Annotated in this window: 15 protein-coding genes; 8 read left to right on the top strand and 7 right to left on the bottom strand. The window is 36.8% G+C overall.

Translation table 11 applies throughout. The features are described from left to right. Window positions 1-119: 119 nt before the first annotated feature. Window positions 120-731 carry a MarC family protein gene (locus tag ACJJVM_RS04680; RefSeq protein WP_035327511.1) on the bottom strand — a complete coding sequence of 204 codons (612 nt, stop codon included), beginning with the start codon at window positions 729-731 and terminating at the stop codon, window positions 120-122. A 9-nt stretch (window positions 732-740) separates the two neighbouring features. Continuing rightward, window positions 741-1,181: a DUF1569 domain-containing protein gene (locus ACJJVM_RS04675; protein WP_405210944.1), complete on the bottom strand. Its 441-nt coding sequence runs from the start codon at window positions 1,179-1,181 to the stop codon at window positions 741-743. Window positions 1,182-1,340: 159 nt separating this feature from the next. Between ACJJVM_RS04675 and radC the strand changes: the two genes are divergently transcribed. Genes radC through ACJJVM_RS04640 form a run of 7 tightly spaced genes read left to right on the top strand, consistent with a single transcriptional unit; the run spans window position 1,341 to window position 10,189 of the window. After that, a complete protein-coding gene (radC, locus tag ACJJVM_RS04670; RefSeq protein WP_298351681.1) occupies window positions 1,341-2,054 on the top strand; it encodes a DNA repair protein RadC in 714 nt (237 codons plus the stop codon). Between the two features lie 14 nt (window positions 2,055-2,068). Beyond that, on the top strand, window positions 2,069-3,352 hold the full coding sequence (locus tag ACJJVM_RS04665) for a polysaccharide deacetylase family protein (protein WP_299147934.1): 1,284 nt from the start codon (window positions 2,069-2,071) through the stop codon (window positions 3,350-3,352). Then, the gene (locus ACJJVM_RS04660) at window positions 3,345-4,028 is read left to right on the top strand and encodes a YjjG family noncanonical pyrimidine nucleotidase (RefSeq protein WP_298351687.1); all 684 of its coding nucleotides are present in this window, start codon (window positions 3,345-3,347) and stop codon (window positions 4,026-4,028) included. The genes ACJJVM_RS04665 and ACJJVM_RS04660 overlap by 8 nt, the downstream gene beginning before the upstream one ends. A 52-nt stretch (window positions 4,029-4,080) precedes the next feature. After that, window positions 4,081-4,641, top strand: coding sequence for a hypothetical protein (locus ACJJVM_RS04655; protein ID WP_405210943.1), 561 nt, complete (start codon window positions 4,081-4,083; stop codon window positions 4,639-4,641). A 1-nt stretch (window position 4,642) separates the two neighbouring features. Beyond that, window positions 4,643-6,049 (top strand): DUF5723 family protein, encoded by a 1,407-nt coding sequence (locus ACJJVM_RS04650; RefSeq protein ID WP_405210942.1) that lies wholly within the window; start codon window positions 4,643-4,645, stop codon window positions 6,047-6,049. Window positions 6,050-6,056: 7 nt separating this feature from the next. After that, window positions 6,057-6,842: a hypothetical protein gene (locus ACJJVM_RS04645; RefSeq protein ID WP_405210941.1), complete on the top strand. Its 786-nt coding sequence runs from the start codon at window positions 6,057-6,059 to the stop codon at window positions 6,840-6,842. Beyond that, window positions 6,842-10,189, top strand: a complete 3,348-nt coding sequence (locus ACJJVM_RS04640; protein ID WP_405210940.1) for a VCBS repeat-containing protein — start codon at window positions 6,842-6,844, stop codon at window positions 10,187-10,189. The genes ACJJVM_RS04645 and ACJJVM_RS04640 overlap by 1 nt, the downstream gene beginning before the upstream one ends. Here ACJJVM_RS04640 and ACJJVM_RS04635 read toward each other — a convergent pair. Then, window positions 10,186-11,463, bottom strand: a complete 1,278-nt coding sequence (locus tag ACJJVM_RS04635) for a replication-associated recombination protein A (protein ID WP_405212174.1) — start codon at window positions 11,461-11,463, stop codon at window positions 10,186-10,188. The genes ACJJVM_RS04640 and ACJJVM_RS04635 overlap by 4 nt on opposite strands. A gap of 98 nt (window positions 11,464-11,561) precedes the next feature. Here ACJJVM_RS04635 and ACJJVM_RS04630 point away from each other — a divergent pair, with 98 nt between their 5' ends. Beyond that, window positions 11,562-12,338, top strand: coding sequence for a rhomboid family intramembrane serine protease (locus ACJJVM_RS04630; protein ID WP_405210939.1), 777 nt, complete (start codon window positions 11,562-11,564; stop codon window positions 12,336-12,338). On the opposite strand, the gene rlmB is transcribed toward ACJJVM_RS04630, so the two are convergent. The 4 genes from rlmB to ACJJVM_RS04610 all read right to left on the bottom strand — a co-directional run bounded on the left by rlmB (window position 12,333) and on the right by ACJJVM_RS04610 (window position 16,577). Further along, window positions 12,333-13,067 (bottom strand): 23S rRNA (guanosine(2251)-2'-O)-methyltransferase RlmB, encoded by a 735-nt coding sequence (gene rlmB, locus ACJJVM_RS04625; protein WP_298351706.1) that lies wholly within the window; start codon window positions 13,065-13,067, stop codon window positions 12,333-12,335. The genes ACJJVM_RS04630 and rlmB overlap by 6 nt on opposite strands. Before the next feature lie 16 nt (window positions 13,068-13,083). After that, entirely contained in the window at window positions 13,084-13,845 is a 762-nt protein-coding gene (locus ACJJVM_RS04620) for a DUF6503 family protein (protein WP_298351709.1), read from the bottom strand. Beyond that, window positions 13,845-15,485 (bottom strand): aryl-sulfate sulfotransferase, encoded by a 1,641-nt coding sequence (locus ACJJVM_RS04615; protein WP_405210938.1) that lies wholly within the window; start codon window positions 15,483-15,485, stop codon window positions 13,845-13,847. The genes ACJJVM_RS04620 and ACJJVM_RS04615 overlap by 1 nt, the downstream gene beginning before the upstream one ends. 84 nt (window positions 15,486-15,569) lie before the next feature. Continuing rightward, the gene (locus ACJJVM_RS04610) at window positions 15,570-16,577 is read right to left on the bottom strand and encodes a hypothetical protein (protein ID WP_299147953.1); all 1,008 of its coding nucleotides are present in this window, start codon (window positions 16,575-16,577) and stop codon (window positions 15,570-15,572) included. Between the last annotated feature and the right edge of the window lie 5 nt (window positions 16,578-16,582).

Below are 16,582 nucleotides of genomic sequence, written 5' to 3'. Positions count from 1 at the left end.
ATATCTAGCGAGATGTAGCGTGCCGTCGAGATATTGAAAAAAACCTAACTAAGAAGTTGAGTTTTCATAACGCACACTGCCACGACGTAATGTATACTTGATATGTATGTACAACTAGTTTAAATCTTACTAAAATAGTGACTTATCCCAGATAGAATACTCTGTACTGCATAAGCTGCCAGTATGAGTCCCATAATCTTACTTATGACAGTTATTCCATAATTGCCTATTCGTTTTTGTAAATTATTTGCGCCTAGTAAGATCAAGCAAGTGAGACCTATAACTACGAGTACGAGCACGGTGGTTATAAGTTGCTCTTGTATGGAATATAAATGATTATCTGTGAGTAAAACAACTGCCATTATAGCCCCCGGAGAAGCTATAGAGGGTATCGCAATAGGAAATATAGTAACGTGTTTATAATCTGTAATGCCATTTTTTTCTTGATCTGGCTTGCCATCACCAAAAATCATAGTAAGGGCAAAGAGAAATAAAATCACACCTCCAGAAATCTGAAATGCGTCTAGCGAGACAGACATTCCCTCTAGTATAAGCTGGCCTATAACAATAAAAAAGAGTAAAATCATAAAGGCCATAACAGAGGCTCTTATGGCAATTTTCTTTTTATACCTTAAGTCAAACTCTTTAGTCGCCTCAAGGTAAACAGGTATGGTCCCTATGGGATCAATAACGGCAAATATGAAAAATATTGATGTTAGTATTTCTGTCATATGTGTAATTTATACGCCAAACTGGCCTAAGTGATAATCAAGGTGTTTATACTCAAGTTGCCCCCATTGCTCGTGAGTAAAGTGGCCAAACATAGGGTGCGGTTGCCACTCTTGTTGCTCACGTTTGTTATAAAAAGCATCTACCATAGATAGAAGTTTCTCACGTTCAAGGTTTAGATCACGGCTATCTGTGATTTTTGCTTCTGGAGCTGTAGGCAGGTTTTTACGCCAGGGCTTATCATTATATAACGATTTTTTAAATAGACGCATAATAGGATTCCACTTTGCCTTTCTTGGTTTATCACTGAGTGCCACCTTAAAAGGAAACTGACAGTGCGTTACCATTTGGCCTACATTCATCTTACCCCAGCTAGCTGCACTATCTGGTTGTAGAGCTTGTATTCTAGTTTTGGTCTCTGTGTACGTAGTTGGGTCAAAAAGTGATTTCATAGCCTATTCTTTGCGATTAGTATTTCTTACGTCAATATTAGACTATTAATGTACAACAATTACAATTCTCAAAAAAAATATGGTTACAGTGATTGTAAGTATAACATTCTTTAGAAATGAAATAAAATGTAAGGCTGTAAAATGCTATATTTAAGCCTTATGCAAGAAAAAAGTGCCGCAGATATATCTTCATATATATCAATAAAAAATTGGTCTGAAGATGACCGACCTCGAGAGAAATTAATGATTAAAGGTCGCTCTGTCCTTTCAGATGCAGAGCTTATAGCGATACTTATAGGCTCTGGCTCGCGAGAAGAGAGTGCCGTATCCCTTAGTAAACGCATTCTTGCACAAGCCGAAAATAACTTGTCTGAACTAGGTAAACTTTCGGTTAAGGATTTAATGAAGTTTAAAGGAATAGGTGAGGCAAAAGCAGTCACTATCGCGGCGGCACTAGAACTGGGTAGAAGACGTAGCGGTGGAGAGACGCTTTCGCGAAAGCGTATTACTTCCTCAAAAGATGCATATACCATCTTACAACCCATTATAGGTGAGTTGCCTCACGAAGAATTTTGGGTGTTGTTTCTTAATAATTCTAATAAAGTTTTACGCAAGGAGCAAGTAAGTAAAGGAGGTCTTACAGGCACGCTGGTAGATGTGCGTATGGTAATGAAAACTGCCATAGAGCTCAGTGCTGTAGGGATGATACTAGGGCATAATCACCCATCTGGAACGCTTAAGCCCTCTCAGGCAGATAAGATGCTCACTACAAAGTTAAAAACCGCTGCTCAAAGCTTAGATATACAAGTATTAGACCATATTATTGTGACCGAAAAGCAGTATTTTAGCTTTGCCGATGATGGTATTCTATAACAGCAGCACCCCATATGTTACTCGTTTACACCCATAAAATTACCCCGCGAGTCTCTTATGTTTTCAAGCATATTTGTACCCGTGTCCTTGGGATTCCTGTAAAGTTTACTAGCAAACTAGAAGAGTTTATTGCACACGAGGGGGCAAAACTGTCTTACACCTCAAAAAAGCTAGGTAATGAGTTACATATACGTAGTGTAGACTTGCTTTTTGAGCAAGGTATACTAGCTATGGATATTGCCGTACAAGACTGGGATGGCGTGCCTTGCTTTTTTCAAATTAAAGATGCCACAGCACAAGTGCCTTATGATATTTTTGCTGCAACTTTTTATTTGCTCAGTAGGTATGAAGAGTATTTGCCACACGTAAAAGATAGTCTAGGTCGCTTTCCAGCAAGCGAGAGTATTGCTGGTGTACACGATTTTATAGAACAGCCAGTTGTAGATATCTGGATACAAAGATTTGCAGAGGTGCTTGCTATGCAATTTCCTAACCTAGCTATACAATCTACTACCTATAAAGCACATATGCTTGTGACAGTTCCGCAGGCATTTAAATATAAAAAGCTTGGAGTATTGCGCGCTGTGGGTGGGTACTTTAAGGATTTTGGGAAATTACGCTTTCGCGAAATTTTAAAACGCACTCAAGTCCTTCTCGGGACGAGAAAAGATCCTTACGACAGCTTTGGCTGGCTTGCAAACGTGCAAAAACAAAGTGCTATTCCGTTTCAAATTTTTTTTCAAATAGGTGATTACGGTCAGACAGCAAAAAATATAAAACACTCAAAACGTAGTTTTCAAAGCACCATAAAGATGATAGGTGACTATTGCAGTGTGGGGCTCTTACTATCTCCACAAGCTGCAACAGATAGGCAAGTACTTGCAGTAGAGCGCAAACGTCTTCAAGAAATCATACATAGACCTATGAGAAGTATGCACGTCTCAGATTTTAAACTCAATTTACCGTATGTGTATAGAGATGCACTAGACCAAGAGATACAAAGTGACTATACAATGGGCTATGCAAATACCACTGGTTTTAGAGCGGGAACCTCTCTGTCATTCTTGTTTTATGATCTAGACTACGAGATACAAACGCCATTACTCATACATCCTGTATGTATGCAATCTGATAATGTGATTAATTACAAAAATCACACTATAGATTTTGTAAACCTCAAAGAACTAAGTGACCGAATTAAAACCGTAAACGGTGTGTTTAGAATTTCATTTTCAAATCATTCCTTTGACGATATTTATAGTAAAAAACTTTTTAGACACCTTATAACAGATGAGTAACATTACAGATGTTTTTTTTGACTTAGATCATACACTATGGGATTTTGATCGCAACAGCGGTCTTGCGTTTATAAAGATTTTTGAAAAAAATAATCTAAGTGTCAATTATGATGAGTTTCTAGAAGTATACAGTCCCATTAATTTTAAACAATGGAAATGGTATAGAGAAGAGCGCATCACAAAAGCTCAGCTACGTTACGGTAGGTTTAAAAAAACATTTGACAAGATGGGTATCTCTGTTACAGATGATATTATAGACAAACTCTCTGAAGATTATATAGATTGTCTACCGGAAAACAACCATCTCTTTGAAGGCACCATAGAGCTGCTAGATTACTTGTCACCACGCTACAAGATGCATATTATCACAAATGGGTTTCAAGAAGTACAGACTACAAAAATGAACAAATCAGGGCTCGCACCATATTTTGAAACAATGACTACCAGCGAGTCTGTAGGAGTAAAAAAGCCTAATGAGAAGATATTTCATTTTGCTATGGATAAAGCCGGTGCAAACCCATCTCAAAGTATTATGATAGGCGATACTTACGAGGCAGATATAGTAGGGGCTTTAAAGGTAGGTATGGATGCTATATGTTTTAACTATCATAAGCTCGTGCTACCTCAAGAAATTAAGGTGGTGGATGATATTAAACATCTTAAGAGCTTTTTATAACAGCAATAACATATGGGTAAAAAACGTTTATAAACCATAAAGAGCCCCAATTATGAAACAATTATCTGTAAGACTATGCTTGAGATATGTACTACTGTTACTACTTTGTTTCACCTCTTGTGTAGATGATGTAGATTTTGACCGCCTAGATCAGGTAATACTTGCGCCACGTTTTGATCTAGACCTGCTATTTTTTTCTGTTAACTATACAAATCTTAGCAACGAGGAGATTGTAAATAGTCAGATAATTTTAAGAGATACCACACAACTCAATTTTTTAGACGATGAGGTTACACAAGAAAATCTTGTTGAGATTGCAATTAGTTATAGAGCTACAAATACATTTAACCATTCTATTACAAACAGAGCTGCATTTTTAAATCAAAATGGAGATGTAGAGTATGAGATTACCTTTCCAGTATCTGGTTCTAGTGATGGAACACCTGTTGTTACAGAATTTACTGAGGTTGTTGAGACACAAGATTTACAAAACATTCGTAATTCTATACAACTAGCAAATGAGGTTGTTATTTCTGCTGGGACTTTACCGCAATCTGGAGACTTGAGTTTGCAAAGCAAAGCTATTTATTCACTAGAGTTTACAGATTTATAAGATGCGATATATCTTATTTGCTACCTGTATTTTTAGTTTGTTTTATGCTTCGGCACAAAACAAGCCACAATTGTATAATCAAGATGAGCTACCACAAACGTTATTGAGTAATCCAGGCGCAGCCATAAGTTTTGATAAACATATAGGAGTCCCGCTTCTTTCTGGTTTTTCATTTCAAGTAGGCTCGTCAGGAGTAAGTGTTTATGATATTTTCAGGGATGATATTCCTATAAATGCTGCAATAAATGAGGCGCTTTTGGATTTGTGTAGCACAGATTACTTTAATATGAATGTGCAACTAGAGTTATTGTCTTTTGGCTGGCGTTCCTCAAGTTCAGATATATATTATTCAGGTGGAGTATATCACGAGATAGATGCTTTCTCATATTTCCCTAAAGATTTAGCAACACTTGCATACAACGGTAATGCAGATTATATAGATGTGCCTTTTGAGTTTTCTGAGTTGGCTTTTACTGCAGAGTCCCTTTCGGTTTACCATTTTGGGATTAATAAGAAGGTAAATAACTCCTGGCAACTAGGTGCAAGAGCAAAAGTGTATATGAGCGTTGCAAACGTAAATAGTATAAATAATAGAGGAGATTTTACCACTAGAACAACACCTAATGGGCCTAATTTTTATACTCACACCCTGCGCAACGTTAGTCTCGTGGCAAATACTTCTGGTGTGGAGTCTTTTTATGATGACGAGATAGATACAGACGTTACAGAGCTAGTGAGTAATGCCTTTTTGAGCGAAAACTATGGTTTTGGATTAGACATAGGCTTAACTCATTTTATAAATGAGCAGTGGTCTTTATCAGCCAGTATTATTGATCTTGGTTTTATAAATCATAGGGAAGATGTGCGAAATTTTACTGCAGCAGGTAATTATGAGACTAATGGTATTGAGCTTACATTTCCTGCGCTTATTGAGGGAGATGAGTTTACAGATTACTGGCAAAATATAGAAGATGAGTTTGAGGACTCAATTAATTTAAGTGATAGTTTATCTAATGATTACAACTCCTGGCGACCGGTAAAGTTTAATACTTCTTTACAGTATGCGTTTGGTGAAGATCGCAGTGGCGAGTGTAATTGTAAGTCTGGAGGTGATAGAAAGTATATAAATAATGTAGGACTTCATATAAACAGTATTAAGAGACCTAGAGGGTTGCAAACAGCCATAACAGCTTATTATGATAGAAAATGGAATAGTGGGTTGCTTACCAGAGTTACATATACCTATGACAAGCGTTCTGCTACTAATCTTGGGTTCTTAGTTAGTACAAAAATTAATAAATTTAATCTTTATCTTGCTACCGATAATCTTGTACAGTCTACAAACATTCCAAAAGCTAGAGGTGCGAGCCTACAGCTCGGGATGCAGCTCGTATTTGAAAATAAATAAGAACCTTATGAAATATCTTTTTACACTACTTATGATTGCCAGCTTAGGTAGTAATTTATATGCACAATCTGTTAATGATTATAAGTATGTAATTGTCCCAGAAAAGTATGATTTTTTAAAGTCACCAGATCAATATCAAGTAAACAGTCTCACAAAATTCTTATTTAATAAATATGGTTTTGAGGCATATAAAGAAAAAGATAAGGAAATACTTAAAAACCCTATTGACCCTTGTGAAGCACTTTATGCACAAGTAACCAGTGAGTCTACTTTTATACAAGCAAAACTCACCGTTATTTTAAAAGACTGCAATGATCAAGTGATTTTTAAAACCTCAGAGGGGAGGAGTAAGAATAAAGATTATAAAAAGGCATACCACGGCGCATTGCGAGAAGCTTTTCTAGATATAGAGGCCTTACAATATAATTATAACCCCTCTGCAACAGCAGTTGAGCGTAAAACTACGAAAATACCAGAGTCTAGTATAGCAAAAGATAAATCACCAGATCTAGACGAAAAAAAGCAGATAGTATCTAAAACTTCTAGTATGCCAGCTGCTATTATTTTTACCAGCGAAGATGGTTTTTATAAAGCAAAGCAAACAGGAACTACGATCACATTTTATGATGACACAAAAAAGATAGGCCTTGCAGAGATGGGTAATGGAGAAGCATTTGATGTTACTACAACAGACTTTAGCGGAACAGCTTTTTTCTTAGAAGGTAGGCTTGTGGTACAGCGAAAAATAAAAGGTATAGCAGGCGTGGTTGAAATGATATTTACAAAAGAATAATGAAGCAATTATACACACTACTTATAAGTATACTTATACTGTCTTGTGGGGATAAGACAGAACAAACTATATTAAAAGAAACTAGCCCTTCAAAAGTCGTAAAGACTAAGGATGTAAAGATTTTTGAACAAATCTCTAGTGACTCCAGTGGCATCACTTTTTCAAACACTCTTAAGGAAGATGTAGGTTCTCTAGCAAACCTATTTGATTTTGACTATTTCTATAATGGAGCAGGCGTAGGAGTAGCAGATGTTAATAATGACGGACTTCAAGATTTATTTTTTACAGGTAACCAAGTGCCTAACAAATTGTATCTCAACAAAGGTAATTTACAGTTTGAAGATATTTCAGATGCCGCAGGTATTAATGTAGGTAAACAATGGGCAAACGGTGTCACATTTGCAGATGTAAATAATGACGGCCTCATAGATATTTACGTATCACAGGGAGGACCTAAGCAAGCACAAGAGCGTGGTAACTTGTTATATATAAATGAGGGTGAAAACCGCTTTCGCGAAAGCGCAAAACAATACAATATTTCAGATACGGGTATAAGCACGCAATCTTCGTTTTTTGACTTTGATAAGGATGGAGACCTTGATCTTGTTGTATCAAACGAAAATGAACTTTATGGACTAGACCCGCAACGATTTTTTGCAAGTATGAAGATTCGTAAAAATCTTGAAAAAAGCAGCGTGCAACTTTACGAAAATACGGGCAACACGTTTAAGAATGTAACAGAAAGGGCTGGATTGCTCAAACCGGCATTTGGACTAGGTCTCGTAGTAAGTGATATAAATAACGATGGCTGGCTAGACCTCTATATTGCAAACGATTATTATGTGCCAGATGCGATGTACATAAATAACCAAGACGGCACTTTTACAGATAAAATAAAAGAACAGACCGCACAAGTCTCATTTTATGGAATGGGGGTAGACATTGCAGATGTTAACAATGATATGCTGCAAGATATATTTGTACTAGATATGGCGGCCAGTGATCACGTGCGCTCTAAAACGCTTATGGCAAGTATGAATGAGCAGCGTTTTAATATGCTTACAGAAGATATGGGTTTCCAGCATCAGTATATGTTTAACTCACTACAGCTTAACCGTGGTAATGGTAGGTTTGATAACGTAGTGCATCAAGCACATATGGCTAAGACAGACTGGAGCTGGGCGGGACTTATAGCAGATCTTGATAACGATGCAGATCGTGATGTTTATGTTACAAATGGATATAGAAGATATGCCCTTGATAATGATTTACAAAATCAGGTAAGAGACACGCAGCGCGCTTTTAATGGTACTGTGCCTCTTGATGTAAAGCAAAAGTTATATGATGCAATGCCTACAGAAAAGCTTAGTAATATTGCTTTTATAAACAATGGAGATTTAGACTTTAAAAATAACTCCTACCAGTGGGGACTAGCTGTGGCTTCTTATTCTAACGGTGGTGCTTATGCAGATCTTGATAATGATGGTGACCTAGAACTTATAACTAATAATATAGATGATACCGCTTTTCTTTTTAAGAATACCTCTGTAGAAAATAAGCTAGGTAATTTCATAAAAATTAAAACAAAAGGAACGCTTTCAGAAGACTTTGCAAAGGTGACTATCATTACAAAAAATGGTACACAAGTAGCCGAGAATAAAAGGACAAGAGGATACCTTTCGGCAGTAGAGGAGGGTGCTCACTTTGGTTTAGGCACTGTAGAGAATGTAGATAAAGTGATTGTACAGTGGCTCTCTGGAAAACGTAGTGAGTTTACAGATATAAAAGCAAACCAGACACTTGTTGTAAAAGAAAACGAAGCAACACTTACTGGGCTTCCTGTTATTGATACAAAAGAGCCTATGTACGCTTTCGCGAAAGCAAAAAATGACTTAGGCATAGATTTTAGTCACAAGGAAAATACCTTTAACGATTTTACAAAGGAAGTATTATTGCCTTATAAGCAATCACAACTAGGCCCTTTTATATCAAAAGGAGATGCAAATAATGATGGTCTTGAAGACTTGTTTATAGGAGGTGCTGCAGGACAAGCGGGAGCATTATACATACAATCAACAACTGGATTTAATAAGATATCACAGCCTGCATTAGATAAAGACAAGGCTTATGAAGATATGGAATCATTATTTGTAGATGTAGATGGTGATGGAGACCAGGATCTTATCGTAGTAAGTGGCGGTAATGAATTTGCCAAACAGGATGCGCTATTAGAAAATAGGCTGTATCTAAATGATGGTGCAGGTAATTATGATAAGGCAGCTTTTGATCAGACCGGGAATAACCGTCTTGTTTATAGTAAAAGTATTGCTGCAATAGATTTTGACCAAGATGGTGATCAAGATATTGTAATAGGTAATCGTATTGAGCAGGGGCAGTTTCCTGTTAGTGCCTCTTCTGTGATTTATCGTAACGATAGAGGTGTGTTTACAGATGTAACTGTAGATGTGGCGCCAGATTTATTAGATTTTGGTATTATAAACGATGTGCTTAATACAGATTATGATAATGATGGAAAAGAAGATTTACTTATAGTAGGAGAGTGGTCACCTATAGGATTACTTAAAAATATAGGAGGGCATTTTGTACGTCAAAGTCTTCCAGAACTTGACGAAAATCTAGGTTTATGGTTTACTGCTGTGGAGACAGATGTAAACAATGATGGAATAAAAGATTATGTGATAGGAAATATAGGAGAGAACACTAAGTATAAGGCCTCAAAGAAAAAGCCATTTAAGGTCTTTGCAAATGATTTTGATAATAATGGCACCTTTGATCTTGTACTCAGTAATGAATATAACGGTAGTTATGTGCCCGCAAGAGGTAGAGAGTGTAGCTCACAGCAAATGCCTTTTATTTTAGATAAGTTTGCTACCTACTCAGATTTTGCAAATGCAACACTAGATGATATATATGGAGATGCATTAAAAGAAGCCTACACAAAAGAAGTAAATACATTTTCTTCCATACTACTTATAGGTCATAAAGATGGAGGGTTTACCACCTCTATGTTACCTGCAATTGCACAAAGTGGTCCAGGTTTATCTATAGAAACAGTAGATGTAAATGATGATGGTTGTCAAGATTTAATACTAGCAGGTGCCATTTATGAAACAGAAGTAGAAACTCCTAGATATGATGCGGGAGTAGGTGTTGTACTTCTCTCTAATAAGAAAGATGGTTATAAAGGACTTTCAACCGCAGAGACCTTACTTTTCTTAGATGGAAATGTAAAAGATGTGGCATCTATTACTCACAAAGGATTGTCAAAAAAACTACTTATTTCTGCAGTAAATAATGGGCAAGCTCAAGTTGTAAATCTAGATTAGTAATTATACTTAGTACCCCACTTTGCTTTTAGGTTTTCCTTGATGGCTTTTTCTCTTGTGTTATCTGTAGGCTCGTAAAAAGTGGTTCCGCTTATTTCTTTTGGTAAAAACTCTTGTGGTATAAAGTTTCCAGGGTAGTCGTGAGAATACTTGTAATCATCACCGTAGCCTATTTCTTTCATAAGCTTTGTAGGAGCATTGCGCAAGGGTAATGGTACAGATAAGTCTCCAGTTTGCTTAACAAGCTGTTGAGCCTTCCCTATTGCAAGATATGCAGCATTACTTTTTGGCGAGCTAGCAAGATAAGTAACGCACTGGCTAAGTATAATGCGCGACTCTGGGTAGCCTATAGTCGTAACCGCTTGAAAGCAGTTATTTGCTATGACAAGAGCAGTAGGGTTTGCATTCCCTATATCCTCAGAAGCAGCAATAATGAGTCTTCTGGCGATAAATTTTACATCTTCTCCACCTTCTATCATTCTAGCTAGCCAGTAAACGGCTGCGTTAGGGTCGCTACCACGTATGGATTTTATAAAAGCAGATATGATGTCATAGTGTTGCTCCCCTGTTTTATCATAGCGCACAATATTTTGTTGCACTTTAGAGAGCACCATATCATTTGTAACATCTACCTCCTTTTCTTTTTCTGTTGTAACAATGAGCTCAAATATGTTGAGTAGTTTCCTTGCATCTCCACCACTTAGCCGCAGTAATGCTTCAGTTTCAGAAAGTGTGATGTTTTTCTTCTTTAAGATTTCATCTTTCTCAATGGCTCGATTAAGGAGTAAAACAAGATCTTTTTTTTCAAACGGTTTTAAAATATACACTTGGCATCTCGACAGTAATGCAGGTATAACTTCAAAACTAGGATTTTCTGTCGTTGCACCCACAAGCGTAACCCAGCCACGCTCTACTGCTCCTAGTAGAGAGTCTTGTTGAGACTTTGAAAATCTGTGTATCTCATCTATAAATAAAATAGGATTCTTTTGGGTAAATAACCCTCCGCTTTGCTTTGCCTTGTCTATTACCTCACGTATATCTTTTACACCGCTGTTTATGGCACTCAGTGTGTAGAATGGTCTCTTAGACTCTTCGGCAATAATTGTTGCTAGTGTGGTCTTACCTATGCCTGGAGGACCCCAAAGTATGAGAGATGGTATAATCCCTGCCTTAAGTGCTTGTTGCAGTGAGCCATTCTCACCTACTAGGTGATGCTGGCTGAGGTAATCTTCAAGTTTTTTAGGGCGTAAACGTTCTGCAAGAGGTGTATTCATCATACAAAAATAGCTATTTTGAAGTTTCTTATATGACAATCTTTCATTTCACATAGTAATGGTTAAAGATTTGCTTTAATAAAGAAAATCATACACTTATGGAGAGTGAGTCGTCTTATTTTAAGTTTTATAATGGAGTAGTGGGGTACCCCTTGCTGTTTGTGCTCATTATCTGGTTTGTGTTTTGGATAGAGATCAAGTTTGGTTTAGATTTTACGCGCTGGGGAGTACGACCTAGAACAGGGATGGGTTTACGAGGTGTGCTTTTCTCACCCTTTATACATAGCGGGATAAAACACTTATGGCATAATACCACCCCATTGCTGGTACTTAGTACTGCACTGTTTTATTTTTATAGAAATATCTCGTGGAAGGTTTTATTATGGATTACCATTTTGAGCGGTCTGGGTACCTGGCTTATAGGCAGGACGTCGTATCACATTGGGATGAGTGGTGTGATTTATGCGCTCGTATCATTTTTATTTTTCAAAGGAATAATAGCGAAGCATTATAGGCTTGTTGCTTTGTCGCTTGTAGTTGTATTTCTTTATGGCAGTCTAATTTGGGGGACAATGCCTACCAGTGAGAATATATCGTGGGAGGGACATCTTTCAGGTTTTATAGCTGGGGCATTTATTGCTTTACGCTTTCGCGAAAGCGTACCTAACCCTATAAAATATGCTTGGGAACAGCCAGATTACAAAGAAGAAGATGACCCATTTATGCGTCAGTTTGATGAAGACGGTAACTTTTTTGAACTACCCCCAGAGCCTACCGTAAATACGGAGGCTGATACTTACACCATCGTTTATCATTATATAACACAGGACGACGAGAAAATTAAGGGTGATAATGCTTATAAAGACGAATTATAAGCGCTGTCTTACTACTTCATAAAGAAAAGCTCCACAGGCTACAGAAACATTTAAAGATGCGATAGAGCCTTTAAGAGGGAGTTTTGCTTGTTGATCTACAATTTTGAGAACTCCAGGAGATACCCCACTATCTTCACGTCCCATCACAATAGCGGTAGGTTGATTAAAATCTACATCATATAATGTATTGTCTGTCTTTTCTGTAGCAGCTACAACTTGTATTCCGGAACCTTGTAAATAGTAGATGGCATCTTTTATGTGATCAACTTTTGCAATAGGCATACTAAAAGCAGCTCCGGCAGATGTTTTTACCGCAACACCATTAAGTGGTGCTCCACCTTTTTTAGGTATAATAACACCGTGCGCTCCTGTACACTCTGCGGTACGAATTATAGCTCCAAAGTTACGTACATCAGATAATTGGTCTAGTAAGATAAAAAGTGGCGTCTCGCCGCTCTCTACTATTTTGTTTACAAGCTCTTCAAAATCGTGATATTTTACAGGAGATATCGTAGCGACTGCCCCTTGGTGATTGAGTTGGGTAAGCTTGTTAAGCTTTTCAATAGGCACAAAGGATGTTTGTATGCCGTGCTTTTTGATGAGTGTGTTAAGTTCGCTTAAAAGTGAGTTGTGTAATCCTTTTTGTAAAAACACTTTGTCTACTTCTTTTCCTGCCTCTATCGCTTCTATTATTGCACGAGTCCCGTGTATTTGTAGTGTTTTTTCCATTAGGTCTTTAATATAATTATTTAAGCAAATTTTTTACTTCAATGTTTTTGTAAGTGACTTGTTCTATTGGCTTTAAAGTTAAATTTGAGAAGCCAGTATGTAATTTGTCTATAGGTAGTGTTCCGTTATCGGCTTGGAAAAGATAGTAATCGGCAAATAAAATTCCTTTTATTTTTTTGTGATTAGTGTAGCGTCTGAATGTTGGTGAATCATACGATAGTTTGTGGTATTGAGCCGAGTACATAACTAAATTGGTCTTTTTGTCAATATAAAAGTAATACTCGTCTGTTGGGACGTCAGGTACTTTTTTTGATTTAACCCGTAAGGTTAGATATACACTATCGTTAATAACTGTATCAGGTAAATTTTCAACGTTGTAACGGTTTCCTGTTAATAAATGTGGCGCAAAGGTATTAAATATAAAACCATCAAGTTTAGAATCAAAAAACTTTCTGTTATAAGTTGATTCATCCTGTAGGGAATCATTTATGAAATATTCAATAAACCCATTTTTGTATGTTGTTTTGTAATCAACATCTCTAGAAGTACGAGACATTGTATAGTGGGTGTCCTGATTATTTAGTTCTATTTTATAATTAACATCATTAACATCAAATGTAATTTCACGTTGCTGTAAAACAGAACTTCCATAATTATTCTGTAGAGAATTTAAAATGTTTTGAGGTGATCTTTTTTGAGGAGAGGATGTCTTGCTTTCGCAGGAAATAATTCCTATTAGTAAAAACCCTATTGAAAAAGAGTATATGAGGTTTTTCATTAGTTTTTTAAAATTTTATGTGTTTCAATGATTCCATTTTTATGTGTTATTTCTACGAAATATAAGCCTCTTGGTAGATGTGATATATTGAGAGTTTTTTTGCTGGACTCTATGAGCTTTTGACCACTTAAATTGAATATAGCAGCTTGCGAAAATATGTAGTCTGTAGAAATATTTATAATGTTCAATGCTGGATTAGGATATACACTTGAATGTTGAGTTAAGGTTGAATTTTCTTGTAAATTCAAAATTTCGCACTCATCCGTTATAGGATTGAGCTCAATGGGACTCCCAGGTGTTAGGTCTTTGTTTTCAAATGCCGAATATTGTGGAGAATATCTCAATGATCTAAAAACCCTAGTTTGACTTGCATCAGGATCATCTCCATCTTGTAGAATTTCTAGATTACTTACGGGGCTTAAGTATTCCCATACAATACTGCCATCTGTTGTAATTTCAAATAATTTTCCATCAGGTCCCGACGTTATAAGGATATTACCATTAGGCAATTCTTGTGCTCCTGAAAGAAATGCAGAAAAAAAGTCACTGGGATTTATGTAAGAAAAAAACGGATTTTCTGGGCCATAAGCACCTCCTGAGTATTCGTAGTTTGAATTCGCCTCGTCATATAAAGGGTCAATGATTAGTATCTCTGAAAATCCTTCATCTGGTTGGTTGTTGAATATTAATATTTTACCCGCATTCGGTCCTGTGTCTTCTATAAACTGGACGTCGTGCATTGCGTTTAATGCTTGGGAATTTATATCACCTTGCCTGTAGCTTTCAGGATTACCATATCTATATAAAATATCTCCCCCTTTCCCACTATTACCTCCAGAGCCTGTGGCTGCTTCTTCCGTAGTTGTACTATGGTCAATAATTATAAACTCATCTAGATTTCTATTGCTAATGATAATATGATCTCTCTCTGGATGATAACTTATGGCATTTGAATGCCACCAGTCAGCTTCGCCAAAACTGGTTCCATAATTGAAGTCAACTTTTTGAGGATTTTCTGCAACATTTCCAAATGTACTACTTTGACTATTGAAGTCTTGTATAATATGATCCCAAGATCGCCATTCCCATATTACATTATAGCTGTCTGCCCCTTGTAATTCTATTTCCCAAATGCGTTCTTCATACAATTCATCCGTTGCTACTGTTTGAGGATCTCGCCCCAGAGCTATGGCTTCGTCTTTTGTCCTCCGGACTGCTACCAAAATGAGAAGATTTCCATTATCTAGCACAACATAATCGTGATGAAAACTTAGATTGGTTTCAGATATTGTAGCCCCCCATAATAGTTCACCCTCCCAAGAAAAGTGTTCTATACGCCCTGTATTACCTGGTATGTTCAAGGTAGATTGATTGTCAACAACAGATCTGAAGAGGGAACCGTCAGGAAGGAGATAATCAGTGCTGAAAAGTGGAAATTGAGATTCCCAAGTATTAATTATTCTTCCACAGTTATCAATCAAATAAGTGTATCTAGGAACTTCAGATGTACGTGGGGAGAATAGTGTATAGCCATTATAAGACTCTGCGAGATTAGTTTGAATCCCAACTGTATTTTGGCAGTTGGTGATTGTGGTAAGGAAAAGTAATAGTAAAAATAAAAGCCGTTTTATAGTATACATATTGTATGTAGTTATATGACTAAAATAAGAAAAGCATCTCTGTTAGGAGATGCTTTTAACTTTAACATTGAATGTTGATTATGTTTATTGCTTTGTAAAGCTTAATGAAGTTTGTATAGCTCCACCACAGTCACCAGTCTCGTCATCTGTTATAATAAGAACAAATGAAGTGTCATCTTGGAAATCATAAGTTCCAAATACATCGGTAGGTGGCCCTATTGTAATTCCAGCACTACACTGTACCCCTGTTGTAGATCCTGTTGGGATAGAAACCTCACCACAAATAAAGTTTAATGTAAATGTACGAGTATTTCCAAATCCTAGTGCTGCTAAGTAATCAGCATCAAATAATCTTTGAGTGTCTTCTAGTACAGTTTCAGTTCCAGGGATAAATCCGTCTTCGTCATTTTCAATTAAAGTAAGAATAACACCACCACCATCTGGATCAAAAGTATCGTATCCGAAAATAGAAGGAGTAAGTTGTTCAACTAGATAATCACCTGAGAAGGTATCTTCATTAACTGGACAAACTACAGGAGTTAAATATTGGAATGGGCTAGCAAAGAAACCACCAGTAATTACTCCACCAGCATTTTCTGCATTGAAAACACGTCCATCAGTAAGATTGAGTGTTAAGAATGTTGAGAAGCTATCTCCTCCAAATATATCTTCATCAGTTAAGTTAACTAATGATAATAATTCAGTTAAAGGTAAAGTAAGTGTATGTCTAGGAAGACCAAATGGGCCATCTTCAAAATCACTTGCAGGAATATTACGCACAAATACGCGTTCTCCAACTATTCCGTTAGATGAATCACCTACATCATCAGAACCATCTGTAAATAGTATTTCAACATCTACACTTTCTAGTAAATCACCTCCAAAGGCATCTTGCTCTTCAAGTAATACCGAAAACTCTGCTGTTGGTACTCCAATAGGAAGAGAGTTTGATATTAATGAAACTGTTCTTAGAACCGCACCTCTCTCTACAGTTTCCTGTACAAGGTCAGTTGTGTTTTGTTCATCGTCCTCACAAGAGGCCATTCCAAAAAGAATGGCTCCAGCAAAGGCAAATTTTAATATATTTTTCATTGTTA

The organism is Dokdonia sp. Asnod2-E02, from assembly GCF_045063915.1.
Lineage (GTDB): Bacteria > Bacteroidota > Bacteroidia > Flavobacteriales > Flavobacteriaceae > Dokdonia.
Note: the sequence above shows the minus strand (reverse complement) of the source record. Positions and strands in the feature narration are given on the sequence as shown.